A 22,451-nucleotide genomic window follows, 5' to 3' on the forward strand; every position below is an offset into this window, starting at 1 on the left:
ATATGAGAAATCTGGACATCGTCATCGTTGGAGGAGGCATAGGTGGGCTTTGCCTTGCCCAGGGACTAAAAAAGAACGGAGTAGTTTTTCGCCTTTATGAACGGAATACCAAAGCCGGAGATTGGCTTGATGGCTACAGGATTCATATAAGACCCGTTGGTAGCAAGGCGCTGTATGATTGTTTGCCTGATGAATTGTGGAAATCTTTCCTCAGCATTTCGGGCGACAATGCAGATGGCTTTGGGTTTCTTACCGAGCATCTCGAAGAATTGGTTCATATTGAAGAAGAACTGATGGTAGGAAAAAATGTCCCGGCCCAATATTATCAGTATGCCGTAACCAGAAAAGACTTAAGACAAATCTTGCTGAATGGTCTTGATCAGCAGATTTCCTTTGGGAAAAGTTTTACAAAATATGAGCAACTATCTAATGGAAGGGTATCGGTTCTTTTTGAGGATGGTACACGAGACGAATGCGATCTGCTGATTGGTGCTGACGGGCCTAATTCGAAAATCAGGGGGCAGCTCCTTCCTTGCTCCACGCGTGTTGAAACAAATGCCGTGGCCATCGGAGGCAAAACCTTACTTACTCATGAAAGCCGGCAGTGGATACCTTCCCGTATTGCGACACGAATGAATGTGGTCATGCCTGCTGACAAATATTTTTTCTTCAATGCAATTTACGACCGGATCAAAAAAGAACCAGTTGCAACACCCCATCAGGATAATTATGTTTTGTGGTCTTTTATTGGACACAAGAATGACTTTGAGGGTATCGACCAAAATACAGATTTGAAAAAAGAGGTGCTCCGGAAAATCAGAAAATGGGATCCATTGTACCAAAAACTGGTATCAGAAGCAGAAGATGGTAGTTTATTGCTGTTGCGCATCAAGACCATGTGCCCTGTGAAGCCCTGGGCCACTACAAACGTAACTTTGATGGGAGATGCTATTCACAATATGACACCCCTGCAGGGAATGGGCGCGAATATGGCCCTCTTTGATGCCGCTACATTGGCAACAAAGATTAGCGGGATCATTAACCAGGGCAGGCCAGCTAAAGAAGCTATTAGTGAATATGAAAAGATCATGCTTAAAAAAGGTTTTGAGGCTGTTGCCATTTCGATGAAATATACAAACCAAGCAATATCTGAAAACAGGTTTGCCCGCTTCATGAGTAGAAATTGGTTCAGGCTATGCAGTAAAATACCTGCAATAAAAAGAATGACCTTTGGAAACAATTGGAAGTAATGTTTTGTATCCGCTCCTCACTTTTAAAGAAGATCCGCACTTGGTGCGGGTCTTCAAGTGACCGACAAACGGATACCTGATCTCTTTTACGCCGTGCGCCTTTACCCGGTATCCACTATTCCTGCATATTTTTAAAATATTTCGCCGGGAACGGCGAAATCTATATCTCATGTAATCACCTATGTCTATTAAAACGCTTTAAATAATATGACAATGTGACCTTCTCTATGCTTAAGATATTCAAGATGGAGGCATCTGACAATGAATGTACGAATGCCTGTTTTTAACTCAATTTATCCAATTCAGACAAGCCAGTTATCTTTCTATCTTTAATTATTTAACAACATTTTCAAAAATACTATGCTGTCTCTTTTGCATATTTTATTCTCCCTTTATTTACGCCTTGCGCAAATTAAAAGTTGCCATCCAACTGAATGAATATCCACACCATGCCCCGGTCCCTTCCCCTTCGATACGCTTAATTTTCAATGGTCGCTTTATCACAGTCTCTGTTTATATCCAATAAGGTTAAGGGATAGATGGACACGTAAGTTGACATATGTAGATGCGATTCATTCAAATGTTGACCGGGTGCAATGGTGAAGACTGTTTCGTTTACTTCATAATCTGGTAATTGCTTTAATATTTTCTATATCAGATGATTATTCTTTAACCCTTTTTAAAACCTCATAACTTACCACGCAATATTTAGACTTAGGCAAGTCGGGCTTTATAGGGTGAAGCTTTGTTAATTTGCATCCTCCTGCTAACAGAATATCTGAAATGGTATAGGCTTTAATTATTTTATCATCCACCGTTCTGATCATTATCCTGAGATCAACTTTAGTCGTTTCACCCACATTGAAAATACAGGGCACAATTTCATCATCAGGTCCGTACACTACATCCACATTTTCGCTGCCGGCAATTATTTTGGATCCAAAAAACTGGTGAATGTACCAGCAAAGCTTTGCGTGGCCCATAGGATCGAGCAATGGCTTTTCGTAGGTGCCCGAATTAGCCCCGCCTTCTATGGTACACCAGGAAAAACCGACCACCCCATTCCATATTTGTTTTTTCATGGATTCGTATGCACTAAATGCCTGCCAGCCCTGGCTTGCGCGCCATTCGTTTAATTCAAGCGTTCGGCCAATACTGCCCTGATCATAAGGTTTTTCGTAAGACCGTATATGGTGCCAGGGCATTCCCTCGGATAGCTCCCAATTAGGCTGACCAGTAGATTCTTCGTGTTCAAAATTAAACCACGCCCTTATTTTATTATTCAGACAATCTTCCGCCCTCCCAGAAGGCCATTTTCTCAGATCCGACCATGATGCACCATACCCGGTAATGGCATCCTGAGAGCCTCTGGTGACCAACGGATGCGTGTATTCAGGTACTGCCTTTATCGACTTTTTTTGCCAGTCAATGGTACCGAGGTCATTACCGTAATGTGTGTGGCCCCAAAAAGTAGTCGGGGAAATTAAACGGGATGAGTCTGCAGCCAAAACGGATCTTACAGTGTTTCGCACAAAATCATCTGTGCGTGAAGCATTCGAGGAATCGTTCCTGCCAAAGGCATTGGGATGGTTCCCTAATTCCCAGATCATGATACTGGGATGGTTATATATTTGTTGAATATAGTGACCCACATTTTTAGTATCAATGGTTCTTTCATCACCTTCTCTTACCCAGGATGGATTACACCATATAAGTGCCATACCAAGCTGATCTGACATTTCGGCAAAGCGCGGATCGTTGATACCACCGGTTTTGTTAAATGCCATGTGCACATGCAGCCGCAGAAGATTGCCACCCATCTTTTTTATGGCAAGGATTTCAGACATGATCATTTCATCAGTAGCACACCGGTTATACTTAGATGCATTTTCCAGGTTAGGAAAGGGACGTATACCCATATTTTGTGCACCTATCAAAAGTGCGGGCTTTCCATTTAAATATAGTTTCCCTTCTTTTTGAGCGATCGTCCTGATGCCCGTTGTGGTAACAAAATCATCAACTATATCTCCTTTTTTATTCTTTAACACAACCCTGACGGAATATAGCTGAGGTGATTCCGGCGTCCACAATTTGGTGTCGTTAATATCCAGGGTAATGCTTAAATCCTCTGCTTTATTAGCTCCTATACTAATGGGTTCAACTTTTGAAGCCACTATATTTCCTTCTTTGGGAAACCAGGGGCTGTATGTTATTTCCAGGTTTCCTTCAAATGAATTGTTACCTGTATTTTCAATAGTAACCTGGTTATGCTGAGAGGCGGTACTTCCTTCCTGAATGCTTTTGGTATTGATAAGAACATCTTTAATACCCACTGCATCAGAAAACAGGTGTAAGGTGGTGCGGCCGGCAAACCATCCGCAAGACCGATCCAGCATGGCGTGCCCTACCAGGTCATCTATCCAGTTATAATTGATTTTATAAGCAATCACATTTTCGCCTTTCTTAATGAAAGAAGTGATATCAAGTTTAATGGGTAAGCGATCCGGGATCTTTGCAACAAGCTGGCCGTTTACATATATTTCGCCGGAAGGGTCGAGTGCTTCCACTTCCAATAAGGCCCTTTTTGCTGAAGGAATCATCAGCGTTTTTCTTAAATAGAGGTCTTCTCCTATTTCTCTAAACCCTCCATGCACACAAGGTAAATTTGCTCCCTGCCACAGTCGGTCATCATAATTGCCAGTGGTCCAGCCTGTCATATCGGGCGCCGATCTGAAATCGTCGTCCGCCAGGCAAACGGGTTCAAATACCTGGCCATCGCGATATAGCTTTCGCGGCATACCTCCGGGTAAAACCACTTCGTCTTGTTTACCTTCCTTATCCAATCTGTATTTGCAATCAATAAATACTAAACTATATAAGCTTACGTCAGCGCTGTTCAGCATCTTGAAAAATACTTCCTTATTCGCAGCCTGATCAAAGGGAAATTTGGCTACACATTTTTCGTCTTTCCATATATAGGCCATTTTTTCCAACAGATCTGCTTTGAAACGAAAAAAGTGTTTTCCGTCTTCATTCAGCCATGAAGAGGCAGGAGCATCAAGTGTTCCAAACTTCCATTTTACAACGGCGCCATTTTTTTTCCGGGCTGCCTCCCACCTCAATTCATATCGCCAACCAGCGCTTTTTGACAGATCTATGATCGCATTTTCACCTGGATGAAAAAGTAACTCCCCTTCTTTCCATTCAGCATTTTTATTTGACCGCCAGGGCCGGTCTTTTTCCTTTGGAACAGCCTGCACCGCATTTTGTTTCCAGCCTTCATTAAGCCTGATCACCTTGCGGAACGAGGGTAGCGGTGCAGGTTTTATGTTTCCCAAATGAGTCGTTATTTCTTTTGTTGTAACCGCCAGCGCACTTAATGTAGGGTCGCGAAACCATCGGGAGCTATAATTCGTATAGGCATCGAGAAATTTTACCCGCTCTTCTGTAGACATCGTTTCTGTTTCTCCTTTAAAGTCCGTTTCCCCATTTGCGGCGGTATTGTCGCTAATGCCTCTGAATTCAAAAGATCTGAAAACAATCCCGGAAGTATCGGGCAAAATAGGCGCCGATGTCAAGATGTTATTCTTTCCATTACTTGGCCTAATACCATTGGTAGCCAGTTGGTATGTTTTTACTTTTCTTTGCGCATTTAATGTAAGCGTTAAACTAATACATAGTAAAATGCCTAAGCTTGTTGCTTTGAAAAGACGGTATCCGTTGAATGAATTCATTATAGTTTATTACTGTTCTTCAATTTCGTTGCTCTCGACAGATATCTGGATCAAAGGCCGGCCTTTGATCTACAAATCAGTTGTCTTATAATAATTAGTTTTCTTTATCGGGAAGGCATCCTGGGCCAGCATTAGTGTGTATACTTTGCCCGTGGCTATCACTGCTCCTCTGTTATCCGGTTGGGTGGGATAGGTCATGCTGGAGCTATGGGAGTACCCTATCATATGCCCCATTTCATGTACTACAATAAAGCAAACATCCTTGGTCAGGTAATCATTCAAAACATGATTGGCCACGCCGAAGACCCCACCGCCTCCGCCTAATCCGGAAACATTGACTACCACGCCGCAATTAAACTTAGGGAGATCTATCAGTTGTTGAAACGCAGCGGTTTTCTGTTCCGTAGTCATCACCACCTTATCATTATCAACAATAGGTTCATTTATAAATGCACGCCTGGTAGTATCCGCCTGGAACAAATAAGCCATGTTAATGATTAAGCCAGAAAATCGTCTTACGTCCTTTGCATCCATATTATCTTTCCAGTTGTTTGTCGGGTCATGAGTAGGGTCATAATCCTGGTATTTGATGGTCCATTTTAACCTGGCCAGTGACTTCAGCTTTTTGATAAGGTCTGTTTCTCCCGTAAAATCAAAAGACACTTTGCTGGTGGCAATACCTGATGTTTTATAGAGRGAAAGGTCCACTTCCTTATTATCGGTATCAAGAAATTTTGTGGTGCCTCCGGTAAACGGATACTTGATCTCCTTTACGCCGTGCGCCCTGATTTTATTAATCTTAAAAAGCTTTACAGGCTTGGCTTGTCCCTCTATTGTTAACAGGATAGTGGCATCCTGTATATCCACCGGGGCAAAGTTGGCCACTTCTATGGTTACGGAATCAATCGCTTTTACCCGCAACACTTTCCCTATTTCATAACGCCGCGATTCGGAAGTCATAATGTTCATGGYCTCTCCATCTTTAAACATAAGCCCGGAATTTGCATCGCTGTCAAATGAATATTCAACAGTGGTAACAGGAGTAACAGCGGGATCCTTCGATGTGTCTTTCTTACAGCTAAAAAGTGCAACAATAAGCACAAGTACAGATAGTTTCTTCATAATGATATGTTTTTTATTAAGCATTTTTGATATGGTTATACTTATATTCAAAACAATTTTTCTTTCTTAATTTTCATCAACAGCTAACCGTCTACGGATGCATCTTAAACCAATTACTCCTTCACGCTGAAAACCCAGGCACTGGCTGAATAGGGCTTTAGCTTCATATTAAAACGCGATTTCATTCCTTTTACCGAATTGTCTTCGATTTTTATCTTGTTCTTATCGATTGGACTATTAAAATCAGTCAGCTTTTCAGCATAAACGGAAAAGTGATTTTGTTCATTGGCGAATTTGGTGTGCAATTCAGTCATATCAAACAGTTTATTTTTTTCGCTCCCGGAAAAATTTAAAACTATCAATGTGAGGTGCTTCTTTTCTGCATCCCATGCGGCTTGCAAAACAATATCCGGATCGCTGGTTTTATTATCAATAGCTAACGGGTAAGCAATATGTAACTTATTCAAAAATTCCATAGCCCTACCTGCAGAGGATAAGAAAATGCCTTCTTTAGTGGTATTAATCAGGTTTTCTCCCCATGTGTCATTGTAATTTGTAAATTCTGCAAAAGAGAACATACCACCAAAGTTTTGATATTGGATCATTTGATCTATCACGCTCATTCCATAAGACCATCGCACAGACATATTTTGTCGCGATTCTCCCTTTTTGATCTCCACTTTATTTAAGCCATCAACACCGCCTGAATTTCTTTCTAATGGTGCCCGAAATTCAGAATGGCACAATTTAATATCCCGGTGATGCTTCAGATTATATGCATTTACTATGGCGATATCAGCAGTCATTTCGCGCATTTCCCCACCACGATTATTAATAAAATCGATGTATGGCCCTGCTATTTCAAGCATTTCAGTCAGTTTGGGATTAAATACAAAATAATCTCCCATAATAACTTTAATACCCGGATCAACTCCTTTCATCGCCTTTGAGTACTCAACACATTTATTAGCATAGGTGATAGCATCTAACGTACGGTACATTTCATTTTCCATTTCCCAGTATTTTACATCCAAAGGCTCCGGGTGCCCGTATTTTTCCCTTAAAGCATTATGGGGGGCATTACAAAAGGTAACCCAATCAACAGCATTCTCAACAGATTTAAACATCAGGGGAACACAAAACTGTGGCTCTGATCTAATCTCGCGGCATAATTCAACAAATTCAATAGTGCCAATGTCATTCATAACGAAGCTTGACCAGGGAGAGTTGAATTCCACCGGGCGGTAAAGGGGATCGCCAATTCCATCGCGCCAATTATAAAAGGAAGCGTAGCAGCCTCCGGGAAAACGGATTACAGGTGCCGGTACCGCCGTTTTCATCATTTCAACAACATCTCTACGCCATCCCTTCATGTTATCATCAGGTATCAGCGAAAGCAAGTCAATACCAATCTTTTTACCTGATGGAACCTTTATTGCAAAGGTGGCAGGTCCTTCAAAATCAGCAGACGGCAAGTCAAGTTCGTATTTATTAAATTGTATCGTATTTACTATTAATGTTTTCTCTGAAATCGGTTTTGAAAAATCATTTTCGGCATACAAACCTATTGTAATTTCAATGGGCTTTTTGCTGATCCTGTCGCCGCTAAATCCGGTACCATCGTTGAAATATCCTGAAAAATGGTAACCTACATTCTTTCTGTGAAAAACTCCATTCTGTGCAAGATAAACAGGGGCCGTCTTTGATTTGTTTGTTAAAAATAAATTTGTTTTTGAATGGCATGCCGGCCAATAGCTTCGGTTCTTAACTAAGTTCGATGTCGTATCCCCTGTAGCCGTGTGTATGTACCAGGTCTGCGATTCATATCCAGAATGCCACCAGTCTTCCATTTCCGGTTTCGGTCGTGTAAATTCTACCCAATCACAGGTAACAGGATGATCCTCTTCAAAACTCCTGTTATAAAGTAATTCAGCCCTTGCGTTCTCGCTTCTGCCAAATCCAAGTTCAATGAAATTACTATACAAAAGAGGGCTTACGGGCGTTTTTACTATTATGCTATCCTTGATGATGTAGGATGTAGAATTTTGAGCCAGCAATGTAATAGTTGCTGACAGAAACGAACAAGTTATTATAAATACTTTTTCTTTGAAGTACATTTTATTTGTGTAGTTTGTTATTAATCATTTGATTTCAGTTTAAAATCAGACACGATACGGCATTAACACGGGCATCTGCTTTTCTGCTACATTTCAAATGCTCAATAAGCGACATGATAATCTTTTTTGAAAGACTGACCGCTCCACGCTTTTTTGGAAGTCCAGTCAACTGCAGGATCCTGCCAGAACTTATTATCTGCCGGCAGCCCCAGCGCCAGAAATCCAAGAGTTGCCATATATAGACTGGCATTGTAATAGTCAATACTCAATGAAGGACCATCACTATACTAACCATAGCCCTGGTACCATTCCATTATTTTCCTCCTGGCAAACTCAATACGCACAGGGTCCGGCTATTCTCCATCTTCTTAATACATCCATAGTAATATCAATTATTGCGCTTATCCTTTCCAATCCACAAATGCCTTCATCTTCTTAACACTCACCAACCCGGGTTCTGTCCTTGCCGGCCGATGGCAGTATTGACATTGATCTCATACTGAGGAATAGGGTACAGATACATTTTCGGTTGAAATACCCGGTTCTCTACAGTAAAAAAAGTATACTTCACAGGAGTACCCGACTGCACCTGCACACCCCGCAAAGGACTGCCCAGCGTTGCTTCTCCTATCTTCCACCTTCTCACATCCCACCAGCGGTGTCCTTCAAATGCCAGCTCCACACGTCTCTCGTTGCGGATACGTTCCCTCATCTGGTCTTTGGATAAGCCGGCAGGTGTTTCGGGCATGCCTACACGTTTACGGATCATATTCACAGCGTTGTATACTTTGTCATCAGGGCCCAGCAACTCATTTCTCGCTTCCGCATAGGAAAGCAACATTTCCGGCAGCCTGAAAAATATCCAGAAGTGGCGGGCGGTATTGCCGGTATTGAGGTCCAGCGCCGGATCCAGGAACTTCTTAAGATAATAACCGGTTACTGTGCCATTTGTTTTATCAGGACCATCTTTTCCACCAACATTCATTTCCAGCGCCCGCCCCTTATATGTTACGCCATGGCGCAGTACGGTAGCATCCAGTCGCGGATCACGGTCATTATAAGGCTGAGTGGGATCATAACCGGAACCAGCGTCTGTAATAGGTTTGCCGCTGGTCTTCATTTCATAGGCATCTACCAGGTTTTGAGAAGGCGATACGCCACCATTGCCTTTATCGAAACCTACCGGGTAATTTTTAAACTCCAACTGGTTGGAACTGGTTTCCACTCCTACCCATATCATTTCTTTATTGCTAAAGGCATTACCTCTGAAGTTGGCTTCGTAATTGGCCATATCTCCCCGTATATCCGTTAACGTGAAAGGCGCCGTACCATCTACAAAAGGGGTAGCCGCCTCCATAGCATCCTGCCATTTTTTAGCTTCATTACCCGGATTATTCAGTGTACTGGCCGCATACAACAGCACCCGTACCTTTAATGCCTGTGCAGCCCATTTGGTGGCGCGGCCAAAATAATTCTGTACCTGGCTGGCGCTGTAGTCTGCCGGCAGCCTGTTAAGCGCACTATCACAATCCGTCAGTATAAATTTGATACAGTCGGTATAGGATGAACGGGCTACATTGGCCGCATCGCCAATACGATAACTTTTACGCTGTAATGGCACACCGCCATAACGTTTGATCAGTTCTGCATAAAACCAGGCGCGCAGAAAATACACCTCTCCTTTCAGCCGCTGCTTCTGTTCTTCTGCCGTGATGCTATTGATAATGATTTTTGCACCATGATCTGTGACCGGCACGTCCTCTATCTTTTCGAAGAACTTGTTGCACTTGCCGATACCTCCATAATATTTTGTCCACACATCATCAGGGTTTTGGTCCGGCGTCCACGCGCCGGTACCAAACCGCTGAATGTCTGCCGACAGGCTCACATGTTTTGCATCATCCGAAGCGCACTCGATGAAAGTACTGCTCGAGGTAGTATTAAATCCGTAAGGCATTACTCCGCTCCCATAAATATCTGTTACGAACTCCGTGGTATAAGTGATTTCTTTGAAGATCAGGTCTTCAGATACAACAATATCCGGTGGCGCCTCCAGGATATTCTTTCTGCAGGAATTACCCAATAATGCGATGCCAGCCAAAATAATCCATGTATGTTTCATTTCACAGTTGTCTTAAAGTGATTAAAAAGTAAATTGCACACCGGTATTTACCATTTTCATCCTCGGGTAACTACCGATACCAGCCGCGCTCATTTCAGGGTCCATCCATTTCACCGGCAGCTTGCTCCAGGTAAACAAGTTGGAGGCATTTGCAAATACCCGCATCTTCTTTATAATTAGCCGTCCCTGGTACCGTACTGGCGTAGTAAAACCTATTTCCGCATTCTTCAATTTGATATAGTCACCTTTGGCAATCCAGAAATCCGCACTCCGATAGTTCAGTGCATTGCTGACTACAGACAAACGTGGGTAACCTGCTGTTTCGGCTGTTGCCGGTGTCCAACGGTCAAGCACATACGTAGACGGGCGGCTACCACCCTGGAAACCAGTGGTTGTTACGTTGCGCAGATCTATGATATTACCGCCGGCACCCTGGAAAAGCAGCGTCATGTCAAATGCACCGTAATGAATGCCTGCCCTGATGCCATAGTAGAGTTTAGGTAACCCCGTGCCCAGGTATACGTCATCATAAGTATCTATCAGGTTATCGCCGTTTTGATCTTTATATTTCATATCACCGGCTTTCACTGCCCCGAACGTTGGCTGCGGAATAGACTTCTGTGCAGGTGCGCTACCCATTTCACTATTTATTATGCCGACTTCCTTTGCGGTATAAAACCCTTCCTGTTGCAGACCGAATATTGCTCCTGTCATTCGGCCGGTCCGTTTCTGGTAATCATAAGCGCGGTATACTTCGTTATTATAAATCAGCTTGTTTTCGTTGTAAGATCCCAGGAAGGACACCTGGAAGCCCCACTTGCTTTTCTCCAGCTTATATCCCAGTTCCCAGTCGATTCCTTTGTTTTCTATAATACCTGCATTCACCGGGGCCAGCGTAATACCAATGGTGGAAGACAAATTTGGGTCAGTGAGAATGTTTGTTCTTTTTTCTTTGAAAACATCTACTGACACATTAAAATGTTCCCGCAGGAAATACAGGTCTAGTCCTGCATTGAGCGTCCGCAGCGTCTCCCAGGTTACATCTGGATTGGCCAGCCGGCTCTGTCTCCTTCCCGTAAGGGTGTTGGCTCCGGAGCCGAACGTGTAACTATTGCCCGTTTCAAAATAATCCTGGTAGAGAAAACGGCGGGTGCCACTACCGGTGATTTCCGCATTGCCTGTATAGCCATAGGAAGCACGCAGTTTCAGAAAATCAATTACATGTTGTTCCTGCATGAAATTTTCTGCAGAAACGATCCATGCGGCAGAAAAGCTGGGAAAAAATCCAAAGCGTTTTCCCGGCGGCAGATTTTCCGAGCCACTATATGACCCGTTAAATTCTGCTACATACTTTTTATTGAAGATATACGTCAGGCGGGAAGCGATGCCCTGTGATGCATAAGGAAAATCAAAGCCGCCTGCATTTTCATAGCTCTGGTTATAGTTGATAAAACCATTCACCATATGTTTTCCAAATGTTCTTTCATAGGCCAGGTTGGTATAAAAAGTAGTTTGCCTGTCCTGGTCATTAGACCTGCCACGTGCGTTGAGCAGTCCGTCCACGCCAAAGGCGCTGAAGCTGCTGTCTGGTTCTTGTGCGTATACAGCAAAAGTTTTAGTCCGTCCTCCGTTGACAAAAAAATAATTATCAAATGCGAAGGCGGCACTGATGGAAAGTCCGGGTGTAATCATGTCCAGCTCTTGTTTCAGCCGGGCGGTCCCGAGGAAAGTTCTTCTGAACTCAGTATTATAACCGGTGGCGGTAAGCAGGCCGTAAGGATTGCTGAGGAACTGTGTATTGCCCCCTATCTTACCATCCGGGTACAACATAGGAAACTCCTGTGCCGGGTAAGTGGAGATACTATTAAAGATCGTTGGAACAGCCGTGCCGGGATAGTTGCGGTCTTCCGCTCTTCCGGAGAGATCCAGAGAGGCGGTCAGCCTTTTGGTAACCTGCAGATCCAGATTAGTGCGAAAATTATATCTTTTGAAATCGGTGTTATTACGGAAATTAAAATCTTTCTGATTCACATCTCCATAGTTAAAAATACCTCCCTGGTGCAGATATCCCAGCAGAGCGAAATATCGAAAGTTGGCATTGCCGCCGCTGAGAGAAAGATTGTACCGCGACTGCGTTGTACTTTTTTTCACCAATTCATCATACCAGTTCACATCAGGGTATAGGAGCCGGTTCCGCTGGGGATCGTTGTAAGCCGCGATCTGCGCAGGGCTGTACTTGGCAGGCAGTCCATCATTGGCAGCCGCTTCATTATACAGTTGCATATATTGCTGCGCACCAAGCATCTCCGGTGCGGCGCCACGGTATTGTATTCCCTGCTGTGCAGTAAAAGTGATCTCGTTAGTATTGGCTACTCCCCGGCGGGTGGTGGCCATCACAGAACGACCGGAGCCCCTGATGCCGAAGGTACCGTTGGCAGCATTGTCTTTCAGGATCGTCACACTTTCCAGCTCCAGCGGATCTATTGAGGCGAGGTTTCTTTCTATACCATCCACGTAAATTTTTGGTGATAATGCATTATAAGAACTGAAGCCCCTGATATTCAGCGTGGCGTCATCGGAGCCGGGTTCACTGCTGTTTTGGCGGGATATCAATCCTGCCAGCAAACCTCCCAATGCATTGGAGGAATTAGTCTCAGGATTTTTAGCCAAAAGACTTCCGCTTACCGTAGAAACGGCTGYGGTGGTAAATAGTTTGTCCTGTGTCAACCAGGGTAAGGTCGAGACACCTTGCCATGGTTTAGTTGTGATTTTGGTTTGGATACAGCAATTTTTTATTCTAGTACTGTCTGTTATAGTACTGTCCGGCTGCTGTGCCGCAGCATGTAACACCATGCTACAACTTATCAGCGTCATTACTTTTTTTAGTAAATACATATCTCTAATGCGTTTTAACAGGTCAGAATATTAGTACCAGCCGGGGTTTTGTTTGAGTTTGGGAGATTTAAATATTTCTGCTTCCGGCAGTGGGAAAAGATAAAAACGTTTTGAAAAAGTCCTGTTTTCAAAAACACTACGTTCATATTTAAATGCCGTACCTGTTTTCGTGATCTTAAATCCTTCGAACTTGCCGCTTTCTTTTGTTTCTGCCATCATCCAGCGCCTCACATCAAAGATGTTGTGTTCTTCAAATGCCAGTTCCRGCATCCGTTCTTTTTTCACGCGGGCAGCAAAATCAGCTTTGCTGAGTCCCGGCGGCAAAGGCGGCATGTTCACACCGGCACGGGCGCGGATTTCATTGATATAGCTGTAGGATGCTGCGCTGGGGCCATTCTCATATTCGTTCTGTGCTTCGGCATAGTTGAGATAAATTTCTGCCAGCCGGTAAAATATCCAGCGGGCATTATTTTGAGAAGGGCCGTTGATGCCCATATATTTTTTCTGCAGCATAAACGTGATGGTACGATCGCCATTATAATCTTTCCCCCCTATAAACACTTCAAACGGGGTACCGTCCCAGGGTGCTCCGTTGGTGAGGATCGTTTGTTTCAGGCGCGGATCACGGCCGGTGTAAGGGTCCTGCGGATCATATCCTGAAGCAGGGTCCGTGATTTCTTTTCCGTTGGTCATGTCGTACATGTCTACCAGGCTGAGCGTGGGATTAGACAGATTAGTGCTGAGGCCAGACGGATGGGAAAAGATCACTTCTTTGTTGGCAGTATTACCTTTTACGTTGATGAACAGGTCGCCATAACTATTGGCGGCAGCACCATTATACAAGGCATACTTCAGTGTATTGGCCTGGTTTGAATCCAGGAAGGCCTTAGCTGCATCCATCGCCAGTTTCCATCGACTTGCATCATAGTTAGGATATCTTACCAATGAATCGGGACAGTTGGCATCAGACAAATAAGATACGTTTGTATTAAACAATGGGCTGGCCACATACAGCAGTAACCTGGATTTCATAGCCATGCAAACCGATTTGGTAGCACGTCCGAAATCATTGTTGGCATTAGGCCATATCCAGGGAAGCCGGCTTGCTGCATAATCCAGATCGTTGACAATAAACTGAACAGTCGCCGCAAAACTATTGCGCTCCAGATTATCGCGGAAAGCGGGATCGATATCCGTTGAGCTGAAAATGCTGACATTGTCTATCAGGGGCACACCACCATAACGCTTTAACAGCTCAAAGTACGCGAAGGCGCGCAGGAAGCGGTTCTCTCCTTTAAAATATGCCACGCTCTGCGGATTGAACGTCATATAGCGTTCATTGCGGATGAACAGGTTCGCTTTGCGTATCATGCTATAATAGGTACCATAGGCATTGTCTATGTTGTTAACACCCGGGTTATAGCCACCCTTATTATACACCTGGAAAGGCGACCATTGTATCCCCTGCTCCGACTCAAAACAGCCATCCGCCAACTGTCCGTTGTTTTTATTGGTACCGTTGCCCGGAAGGCCTGAATAAGTATTAGCCAGGAACTGCCTCGTTTTTATCTCATCACTGAACACAGTGGAATCGGTAACGTTCACATTATTGGGAGGCGCTGCCAGGAAATCCCTGGTGCATCCTGCCATTAGCACGCCGATGATGATGAATAGAAATATCTTGTTTTTCATGATGATCAGTTTAGAAGGTAACAGAGAAACCGGTATTGTACACAACGCCCTGAGGATAATACCATCCGCGGCTTTGCCTGTTCTCGGGATCGAGATAGGTAATACCCCTGCACCAGGTAAAGAGATTCTGACCGTTTAAGTACCATCGGCCATTGGTGAGGTGTAAACGTTTGAGTAACCTGTTGGGCAGGCTATAGCCTATCTCCGCATTTTTCAGCCGGAGATAACTGGCATTCCTTAACCAAAAATCGGAGTTCTGATAGTTGTTGTCGTTACCTGTCGGATCACTGGAAAGCCTTGGGTAGGTGGCGGTGGCAGCTGTTTGTGGCGTCCATCTGCCAAGATGTTGCTCCAACGCTTTGCCTGCGTTAAAAAACTCAAAGGCAGCTTCCTGTCCAACGAGCATCGATGTGTTACCTGCTCCCTGAAACATTATACTGGCATCAAACTGTCCAATGTTGAAACCGGCGCTAAAGCCATACATGATTTCCGGGTACACCGGTTTACCAATCGGCACCTGGTCATAGGTATTGATGACGCCATCGCCATTGATGTCTTTATATTTAAAATCGCCTGGTTGCAAACGACCGCCGAAATTAGCGATCACGGTACGTTTGTCTATTTCGTCCTGGCTGTTGAAAAAGCCATCGGTAAGATATCCCCAGTTTTGTCCTACGCTTCTGCCGGTGGCGGCCATCCATTCGTAGCGTGGTACCGGTTCATCCCGGAACAATATTTTATTTCTCGCGAATGAGAAATTACCTTTTGCCCATACGGTGGCTTTCCCTATTTTATGAGTGGTGTTCAGTTCTATTTCAAAACCCCTGTTTTCCACTACCCCCAGGTTCATCACCGGCAGGGTGACACCGGTAACCACCGGCGTGGTGGCTGGTTGGGTAAGGATATCTTTACGCTTCTTATAAAACACATCCGCTACCAGCCCCAGTTTTTTTCCGAACAGATTCATTTCAAGTCCACCATTGTAACTGGTTTCTCTTTCCCACGTAGCATTCACAGTAGGCAGTGCCCCTTCTACGAGGCCACTGATAGATGTACCTTGTGAAAGGCCAAAGGAATAGCCGGTACCGGAACTATACGGATTATTCATAAACAGGAAGCGGCGGCCATCGATAACATCGTTGCCCACCTGGCCTGCAGAAGCCCGCAGCTTAAGGTAAGAGACCACCTGGTTTCCTTTCAGAAATGCTTCTTCAGAAATCACCCATCCGGCAGAAACAGAAGGGAAGAATCCAAAACGTTGTCCTTTCTGGAAATTTTCAGAACCGTTGTATCCGGCGTTTATTTCTGCCAGGTATTTATCGTTGTAGGAATAGGTAACACGGCCTACAAAGCCCATCCTCGAAAAAGGCCAGTCGAGTGTGCTGACATTGCTGGTTTTACGACTCTGGTTATACAACAACAAGGCCGTTACATCATGTTTATTTTTCTTGCCTTGCCAGAAAAGAGAACCTTCCAGGTAGAAGTTCCGGTTGCTCGCATTGGCATAGGAATTTGCAGTAGTGATAAGTGGACTATAAGCACCAGTACGCTGGGTATAGATATAGTGACCAGCACTGTCTACGCCATCTACACTGTACCTCCGGTAGGCGGAAGCAATATCGCCACCGTTACCGCGATACGTGTCATTAAACTGTGTATAATAGCCGTTGAAAGACATATTGACTTTCGCCACTAATCCTTTCAGGAAGAAATCCAGTTTTTGTTCTGCGATGAGGCTCATTTCCACCGTATTGTTATATTCCCGGGACACGCCTCTTTCCTGTAAATCTGCCAGAATATTCCGCTGTATCCTCGCCGGACGGTTGCTGGCACCATAGGTACCATCAGGATTCAGCAGGGGCATTTCAGTAGGTGGTGTGCGCATGATACCACTGAAGATATCTCCTGCACTGCCCGAACCTCCGCCGCCAGCATAAGGGCTGTTTTTAATACTGCCAAGCGCCGCCATATTCACGGACAACGTTGTAGTGGGTGTAGCATTAATATCTATATTGGAACGAAAATTAAATCGTTGAAAACGGGAGCTGGCGTCAAAAAAATCTCCTTTGGTATGCTTGTATATTCCTTCCTGGTCCATATAACTGCCGGACACAAAATAGCGGGCCACTTCGCCTCCACCGCTGATATTCACATTCACATTACTTTGCGGGGTGTAATCCTTGATAAATTCCTTTACGTAATCAACATCCGGATACAGGTATGGGTCCTTCTTATTTTTAAACCCATCCAACTGTTGCTGAGAAAAAGGAACTACAGCGTTGGGGTTGTCGTTGAGCACCGCTTCATTTCTTAGCATTGCATAGTCGTAAGAGCCCAGAAACTTAGGCAACCTCGTAGCTTTTTGCAGGCCATAGTTGGCCGACAGAGAGATACTGGCTTTACCCGATTTTCCCCGCCGGGTAGTGACCAGAATCACGCCATTAGCGCCTCTCACCCCGAAGACAGCTGTGGCCGATGCGTCTTTCAGAATAGAAACAGATTCTACTTCGTTAAAGTCAATCTGGCTGAAAGGTCTCTCCACACCATCTACCAGCACCAATGGGCCTGCACTCGCGGTGCTGAGTGTGGTAATACCTCTTATCAACAGCGTGGCATCATCACGCCCCGGCTCTCCCCCGCGTTGCTGTGATACCAGGCCCGGCAACCGTCCGGCAAGGGCGTTGCTCATATTCGCTACCGGGCTTTGTTTCAGCTCTTTGGCCGTAACGGTAGACAAGGCCCCTACGTTGGTAGCCTTTTTCTTCTGACCGTAACCAATCACAATCACCTCCCCGATTTCAGCATTGACCGCTGTCAGAGATACTGACACCCGACCGGCTGACCATACCATTTCTTTGGTGCCGTAGCCGATAGACGTAAAAACCAGTCTGCTGCCAGATGGTGCCTTGAGGGAAAAGAAACCATTTGCATCAGTTGCTACTCCCTGACCTTTTCCTTTTACAGCAACAGAAGCTCCCGGAATAGGTGCCTGGGTACCCGCATCCTTCACTTCTCCCCGTATAATAACATCCTGTTGGGCTATAACAACAATGGATGAAAGGGCCATAGTCGATAATAATAAAAATGTTTTTTTCAGACAACTGGCAAGCCCCAGTCGCCACCAAACAGCAACATGTAAATTTTGGTTGTATAGTTTTATCATATTGTGGATTACTTTCCTGTAAATATTAGTTACGGGCTAAGCAACCAGGAGGAAAATCTTAAATGATTTGGGAGAATATCATAAACGATGTCATAACTCATTATTTATCAATAAGAAAAATTCTCCCGATGTAATAGAATTCCCTAACTTTCGGTTAGACTATTATAGTCTTCTCTAATTTCGCGGTGAACAATGAGTACATTTTTTAACAGGCTAACCACAGCCTCGTTTATCCTCTTACTATGTTTATTGGCTTATTTTGAAGGAAATAGCCAGGCATTTTCATTCAGTCATCTTAGCGTTGAGAGTGGACTGTCAGACATATCTGTGACGGCCATTACCCAGGATAGCCAGGGATTCATCTGGCTGGGTACTATTAACCAGTTAAACAGGTATGATGGCTACCACATTAAATCCTATGCTTACAACAGCACCGATAGTACCAGCCTCTCCGACAACCGTATCACCGTCTTGCTCAGTGATTCCCGTAAAAACCTTTGGGTAGGTACCAGCAATCGGCTCAATCGGTATATCCCCAAAAAAGACTGCTTTGAAAGGGTGCCTTTAGCTGGCCTTACAGGCGATAGTAGCCGCATATTTATCTATTCCCTTTATGAAGGCCGGGATGGTACCATCTGKGTGGGAACAGGGAGAGGCCTCTTCATGCTACCACCCCATGAAAAGACATTGAAAGCCTTTACGATGCCAGCCGTAGGCAACAATAACGTCACCTGTATGTACGCAGACAACAACGGAGGATACTGGATAGGCACATCTAAAGGACTGGTGTATCTCGACAAAAACAAACAACTACGGATTCACCAACTCCAGCATCTTTATATTACGGCTATCACGGAGGACAGAGAACATCATATCTGGATCGGCACGCAAAATGGTGGGCTGTTGCATTTTGATCCATCCAACACCACGTTTACCAGCTTTACCCACACCGGTAGAGAAGGGCTGCTTCATAATAATATCCGGCAACTGCACTTTGACAAGGATGGCAAATTGTGGATCGGTACACAGGATGGACTGAACATACTGACACCCGGCAGCCGGCAGTTCCTGGCCTGCCAGCATGATCCCGGCAAGAAAGAAAGCCTCAGTCAGAATTCCGTTTACAGCATCTTTGAAGATAAGCGGGGCAGTATCTGGGTAGGTACTTATTACGGCGCCGCCAACATAGCACATCAGCACCTTCCCTACTTCCGGTGCTGGCAGGGCGATGCCAATGGCCTGAACAGTAATATTATCAGCACTTTCACAATGGATAACCAGCATCAGCTATGGATAGGAACTGATGGCGGAGGGCTAAACTGTTACAACCCCGATACCAGGCACTTCTGCATTTACCAGAACAACCCTGCGGATACCAGCACCCTGGGTTCCAATCTCGTAAAAACTGTTTATACTGACAAACAGGGTCTTATCTGGACAGGTACCCATGGCGGCGGATTGAATGTTTTTGATCCTATACGCAGGCAGTTCAGGCAGTACCTCTGTGCCCGTAATAATGAGGCATCCTCTCTACGTGCAGAAGTATCGTCTGTACTGGAAGATGAGGAGGCAAGACTTTGGGTATGGAGCACCCTGAAAGGGCTTACGTTATTCCGGAAAAATGGCACCACCCTGACCAACCCCATTAATATCCCGGTTGGAAATATTTCCACCGGATCTACCGTCCGCCTTTTCCAGTCGTTCAACAAACAGATATGGGCGGCAACACAGAAAGGCCTTTACTTATTTTCTCCTGGCAGCCAGGCCTTTGTGCCAGCTCCGGGCGTAACTAATACAGTGCTGGAAAATGCCGACATCAACTGTATTCAGCAAAGCGCCGACGGTGTTATATGGATGGGGCTTAATCATGCAGGGTTAGCTGCTTATCATCCGGTAACACAGGCAGTAACACTATATACCGAACAACAGGGATTACCGAATAACAATGTTGCCGGCATACTGGAAGACAATCAGAATAATCTATGGATTAGCACCAACAATGGGTTGGCTAGGTTTGACACCAGGGAACATAAATTCAGAACCTTTACCGTCAGCGATGGACTGCCTGATAATACCTTTAACGAAGGCGCCTTTTATAAAGCCTCCAACGGGGAAATGTTTTTTGGCGGGGTGAATGGATTCACCAGCTTCTTCCCGGAACAAATCTGCTTCAACAACAATCCTTCTGACATCATATTTACGGACCTTAAACTGTCTGATCATTCAGTGTTGGTCAACGGACCGGACCACCTGTTACAACAATCAATCAGTCTCACATCCCAACTGATTTTTTCCCACCACCAGGATGTGTTTACCATTGAATTTGCGCTGCTGAATTTTATCAAACCCCGCAAACATAAATATGCCTATAAACTGGAAGGTTTTGATAAAACGTGGCGTGAAAGCAGTGTCCCCGCAGTCACGTATACCAATCTGCCACCGGGTACCTATACATTGTCCGTTAAAGGTGCTAATAACGATGGTGTATGGAGTCAGCCCGCGCAACTGCAGATACGGGTACTTCCCCCCTTCTGGAAAACGGTATGGGCCTGGTGCCTTTATATCATCCTGCTCGCCATCATCGCTTTTTTTATTGTCCGCTACTTTTACATGCGGGCATTCCTACGCAGGAAAGATCAGTTACACCAGGTAAAACTGAATTTCTTTACCAACATCTCACACGAAATACGCACTCACCTGATATTGATCATGGCGCCGGTAGAGACGATGCTTGGCTACCCGCAAAATGATTTCAGCCGGCAACAACTGGGCAATGTAAAAAACAATGCTGACCGTTTATTGAGGCTGGTGAACGAGTTAATGGACTTCAGGAAAGCGGAAACTGGTCATCTGTCCTTGCAGGTAGCCTCATATGACCTTATCCCATTTTTGCAGGATATTTACCTGGCATTCCGGGAGCTGTCTGTACTCAGGCAAATCAACCTCTCGTTTGAGCATACAGCGGATAACATACCCGCTTATTTTGACAAAGAGCAGTTGACGAAAGTGCTCTTCAATCTGCTCACCAACGCCTTTAAATTTACGGCTCCGGGAGGGAGGATTATCCTGAAAGTCGCTGCTTCATCTACCCGTATCTATATCAGTGTAACCGACAACGGTCGTGGAATATCCCCGGAATACATCGACAAACTTTTTGATAATTTCTTCCAGGTGGCCGACCATGGTATTCAACAAACAGGATACGGTATTGGCCTTGCATTATCCAAAGATATTGTAGCCCTGCACAAAGGAAAACTCACAGTCACCAGTCAGCCTGCAGAAAGCGACAGAGAAGGTCATACCTGTTTCACCGTGGAACTGCTGCAGGGAAAAGATCATTTTCCTGCAGACACATTATTACAGGAGGGTTTACCGGCATCGGCCCCATTACCAGATACGCTCCTGACAGACATCCCATCACCGGAAGTCTCCAACAACCAGGAAACCGACAATAAGTCTTTCACTATTTTGCTGGTAGAAGATAATGCCGGCATCAGGGCGATGGTTCGTGAAGCCTTGCATTTTCATTACAATATCCTGGAATGTGACAACGGGAACGATGGATGGGAAACTGCTACCACAAATATTCCCGACCTTATCATCAGTGATATTATGATGCCTGGCATGGACGGGTATACCCTATGCCACGCGTTGAAATCAGATGAACGGACATCTCATATTCCGGTTATATTACTAACAGCCAGAAGTGAGCAACAGGATCATATCAAAGGATTGGAAACAGGCGCCGACATATATCTGACCAAATCATTCGACACCAAAATACTTGCCTTACATGTCCGTAATCTGCTTTTATCCAGGGAAAAAATGCGGGAGAAATTCAGCACCCGCATTTCTTCTCCTCCAACGAACATAGATAACCACGCATTGGCCGCGGAGAGTGGTGTTAATACAGTAGACAAAGAATTTCTCGGGAAAGTGATGCAATTGGTAGAAACCTATATGGACCATCCCGATTTTGGCGTGACTATGCTCTCGAAAAAAGTAACAATGAGCCCTCCTATCCTGTATAAAAAAATGTATGCAGTAACCGGCATGTCAGTAAATGACTTTATCAAGTCCTTACGCCTGAAGAAAGCGGCCTGCCTGCTGCTGCAGGGAGAACTAACAGTAGCCGAAATAGCTTACACCGTTGGTTTCAACGACCCCAAATACTTCAGCCGTGAGTTCAAAAAACAATTTGGTGAAACGCCCAGCAGGTATAACGACATGAAAGAAAGGGAAGAAGATGTTTCTTAAACCGATTCCTCAATTTTGTTTTCTTGTTAACCTCCGTTGCTATGGATATCTGTGCAGGCTATTTTTTATATAACACCTCCAACCTGCAATTGTACCATA

At 44.7% G+C, this 22,451-nt stretch carries 10 protein-coding genes; 2 read left to right on the forward strand and 8 right to left on the reverse strand.

Going from position 1 to position 22,451, the window contains the following annotated elements; translation table 11 throughout:
• Window positions 1-2 precede the first annotated feature (2 nt).
• Window positions 3-1,250 (forward strand): FAD-dependent oxidoreductase, encoded by a 1,248-nt coding sequence (locus AC1DP6_RS15890; RefSeq protein ID WP_477055702.1) that lies wholly within the window; start codon window positions 3-5, stop codon window positions 1,248-1,250.
• Between the two features lie 662 nt (window positions 1,251-1,912).
• On the opposite strand, the gene AC1DP6_RS15895 is transcribed toward AC1DP6_RS15890, so the two are convergent.
• The 8 genes from AC1DP6_RS15895 to AC1DP6_RS15930 form a co-directional block, all read right to left on the reverse strand.
• A complete protein-coding gene (locus tag AC1DP6_RS15895; protein WP_477055703.1) occupies window positions 1,913-4,984 on the reverse strand; it encodes a glycoside hydrolase family 2 protein in 3,072 nt (1,023 codons plus the stop codon).
• Between the two features lie 69 nt (window positions 4,985-5,053).
• The gene (locus AC1DP6_RS15900) at window positions 5,054-6,106 is read right to left on the reverse strand and encodes a hypothetical protein (protein ID WP_477055704.1); all 1,053 of its coding nucleotides are present in this window, start codon (window positions 6,104-6,106) and stop codon (window positions 5,054-5,056) included.
• A 113-nt stretch (window positions 6,107-6,219) separates the two neighbouring features.
• Window positions 6,220-8,223, reverse strand: a complete 2,004-nt coding sequence (locus AC1DP6_RS15905) for a hypothetical protein (protein WP_477055705.1) — start codon at window positions 8,221-8,223, stop codon at window positions 6,220-6,222.
• A 101-nt stretch (window positions 8,224-8,324) separates the two neighbouring features.
• Entirely contained in the window at window positions 8,325-8,459 is a 135-nt protein-coding gene (locus AC1DP6_RS15910; RefSeq protein WP_477055706.1) for a hypothetical protein, read from the reverse strand.
• Between the two features lie 206 nt (window positions 8,460-8,665).
• Window positions 8,666-10,345 carry a RagB/SusD family nutrient uptake outer membrane protein gene (locus AC1DP6_RS15915; protein ID WP_477055707.1) on the reverse strand — a complete coding sequence of 560 codons (1,680 nt, stop codon included), beginning with the start codon at window positions 10,343-10,345 and terminating at the stop codon, window positions 8,666-8,668.
• 21 nt (window positions 10,346-10,366) lie between these two features.
• Window positions 10,367-13,240 carry a SusC/RagA family TonB-linked outer membrane protein gene (locus tag AC1DP6_RS15920; protein WP_477055708.1) on the reverse strand — a complete coding sequence of 958 codons (2,874 nt, stop codon included), beginning with the start codon at window positions 13,238-13,240 and terminating at the stop codon, window positions 10,367-10,369.
• Window positions 13,241-13,270: 30 nt separating this feature from the next.
• Window positions 13,271-14,932, reverse strand: coding sequence for a RagB/SusD family nutrient uptake outer membrane protein (locus AC1DP6_RS15925; RefSeq protein ID WP_477055709.1), 1,662 nt, complete (start codon window positions 14,930-14,932; stop codon window positions 13,271-13,273).
• 10 nt (window positions 14,933-14,942) lie between these two features.
• Window positions 14,943-18,095 carry a SusC/RagA family TonB-linked outer membrane protein gene (locus AC1DP6_RS15930; RefSeq protein WP_477055710.1) on the reverse strand — a complete coding sequence of 1,051 codons (3,153 nt, stop codon included), beginning with the start codon at window positions 18,093-18,095 and terminating at the stop codon, window positions 14,943-14,945.
• 192 nt (window positions 18,096-18,287) lie between these two features.
• Between AC1DP6_RS15930 and AC1DP6_RS15935 the strand changes: the two genes are divergently transcribed.
• On the forward strand, window positions 18,288-22,352 hold the full coding sequence (locus AC1DP6_RS15935) for a hybrid sensor histidine kinase/response regulator transcription factor (RefSeq protein ID WP_477055711.1): 4,065 nt from the start codon (window positions 18,288-18,290) through the stop codon (window positions 22,350-22,352).
• The last annotated feature ends 99 nt before the right edge of the window (window positions 22,353-22,451 follow it).

Source organism: Chitinophaga sp. 01L420 (genome assembly GCF_056399985.1).

Coding starts and splice junctions, on each gene's coding strand:
- AC1DP6_RS15930 (WP_477055710.1), bottom strand. CDS start 18,095: ATGATAAAACTATACAACCAAAATTTACATGTTGCTGTTTGGTGGCGA.
- AC1DP6_RS15905 (WP_477055705.1), bottom strand. CDS start 8,223: ATGTACTTCAAAGAAAAAGTATTTATAATAACTTGTTCGTTTCTGTCA.
- AC1DP6_RS15910 (WP_477055706.1), bottom strand. CDS start 8,459: ATGGCAACTCTTGGATTTCTGGCGCTGGGGCTGCCGGCAGATAATAAG.
- AC1DP6_RS15915 (WP_477055707.1), bottom strand. CDS start 10,345: ATGAAACATACATGGATTATTTTGGCTGGCATCGCATTATTGGGTAAT.
- AC1DP6_RS15895 (WP_477055703.1), bottom strand. CDS start 4,984: ATGAATTCATTCAACGGATACCGTCTTTTCAAAGCAACAAGCTTAGGC.
- AC1DP6_RS15890 (WP_477055702.1), top strand. CDS start 3: ATGAGAAATCTGGACATCGTCATCGTTGGAGGAGGCATAGGTGGGCTT.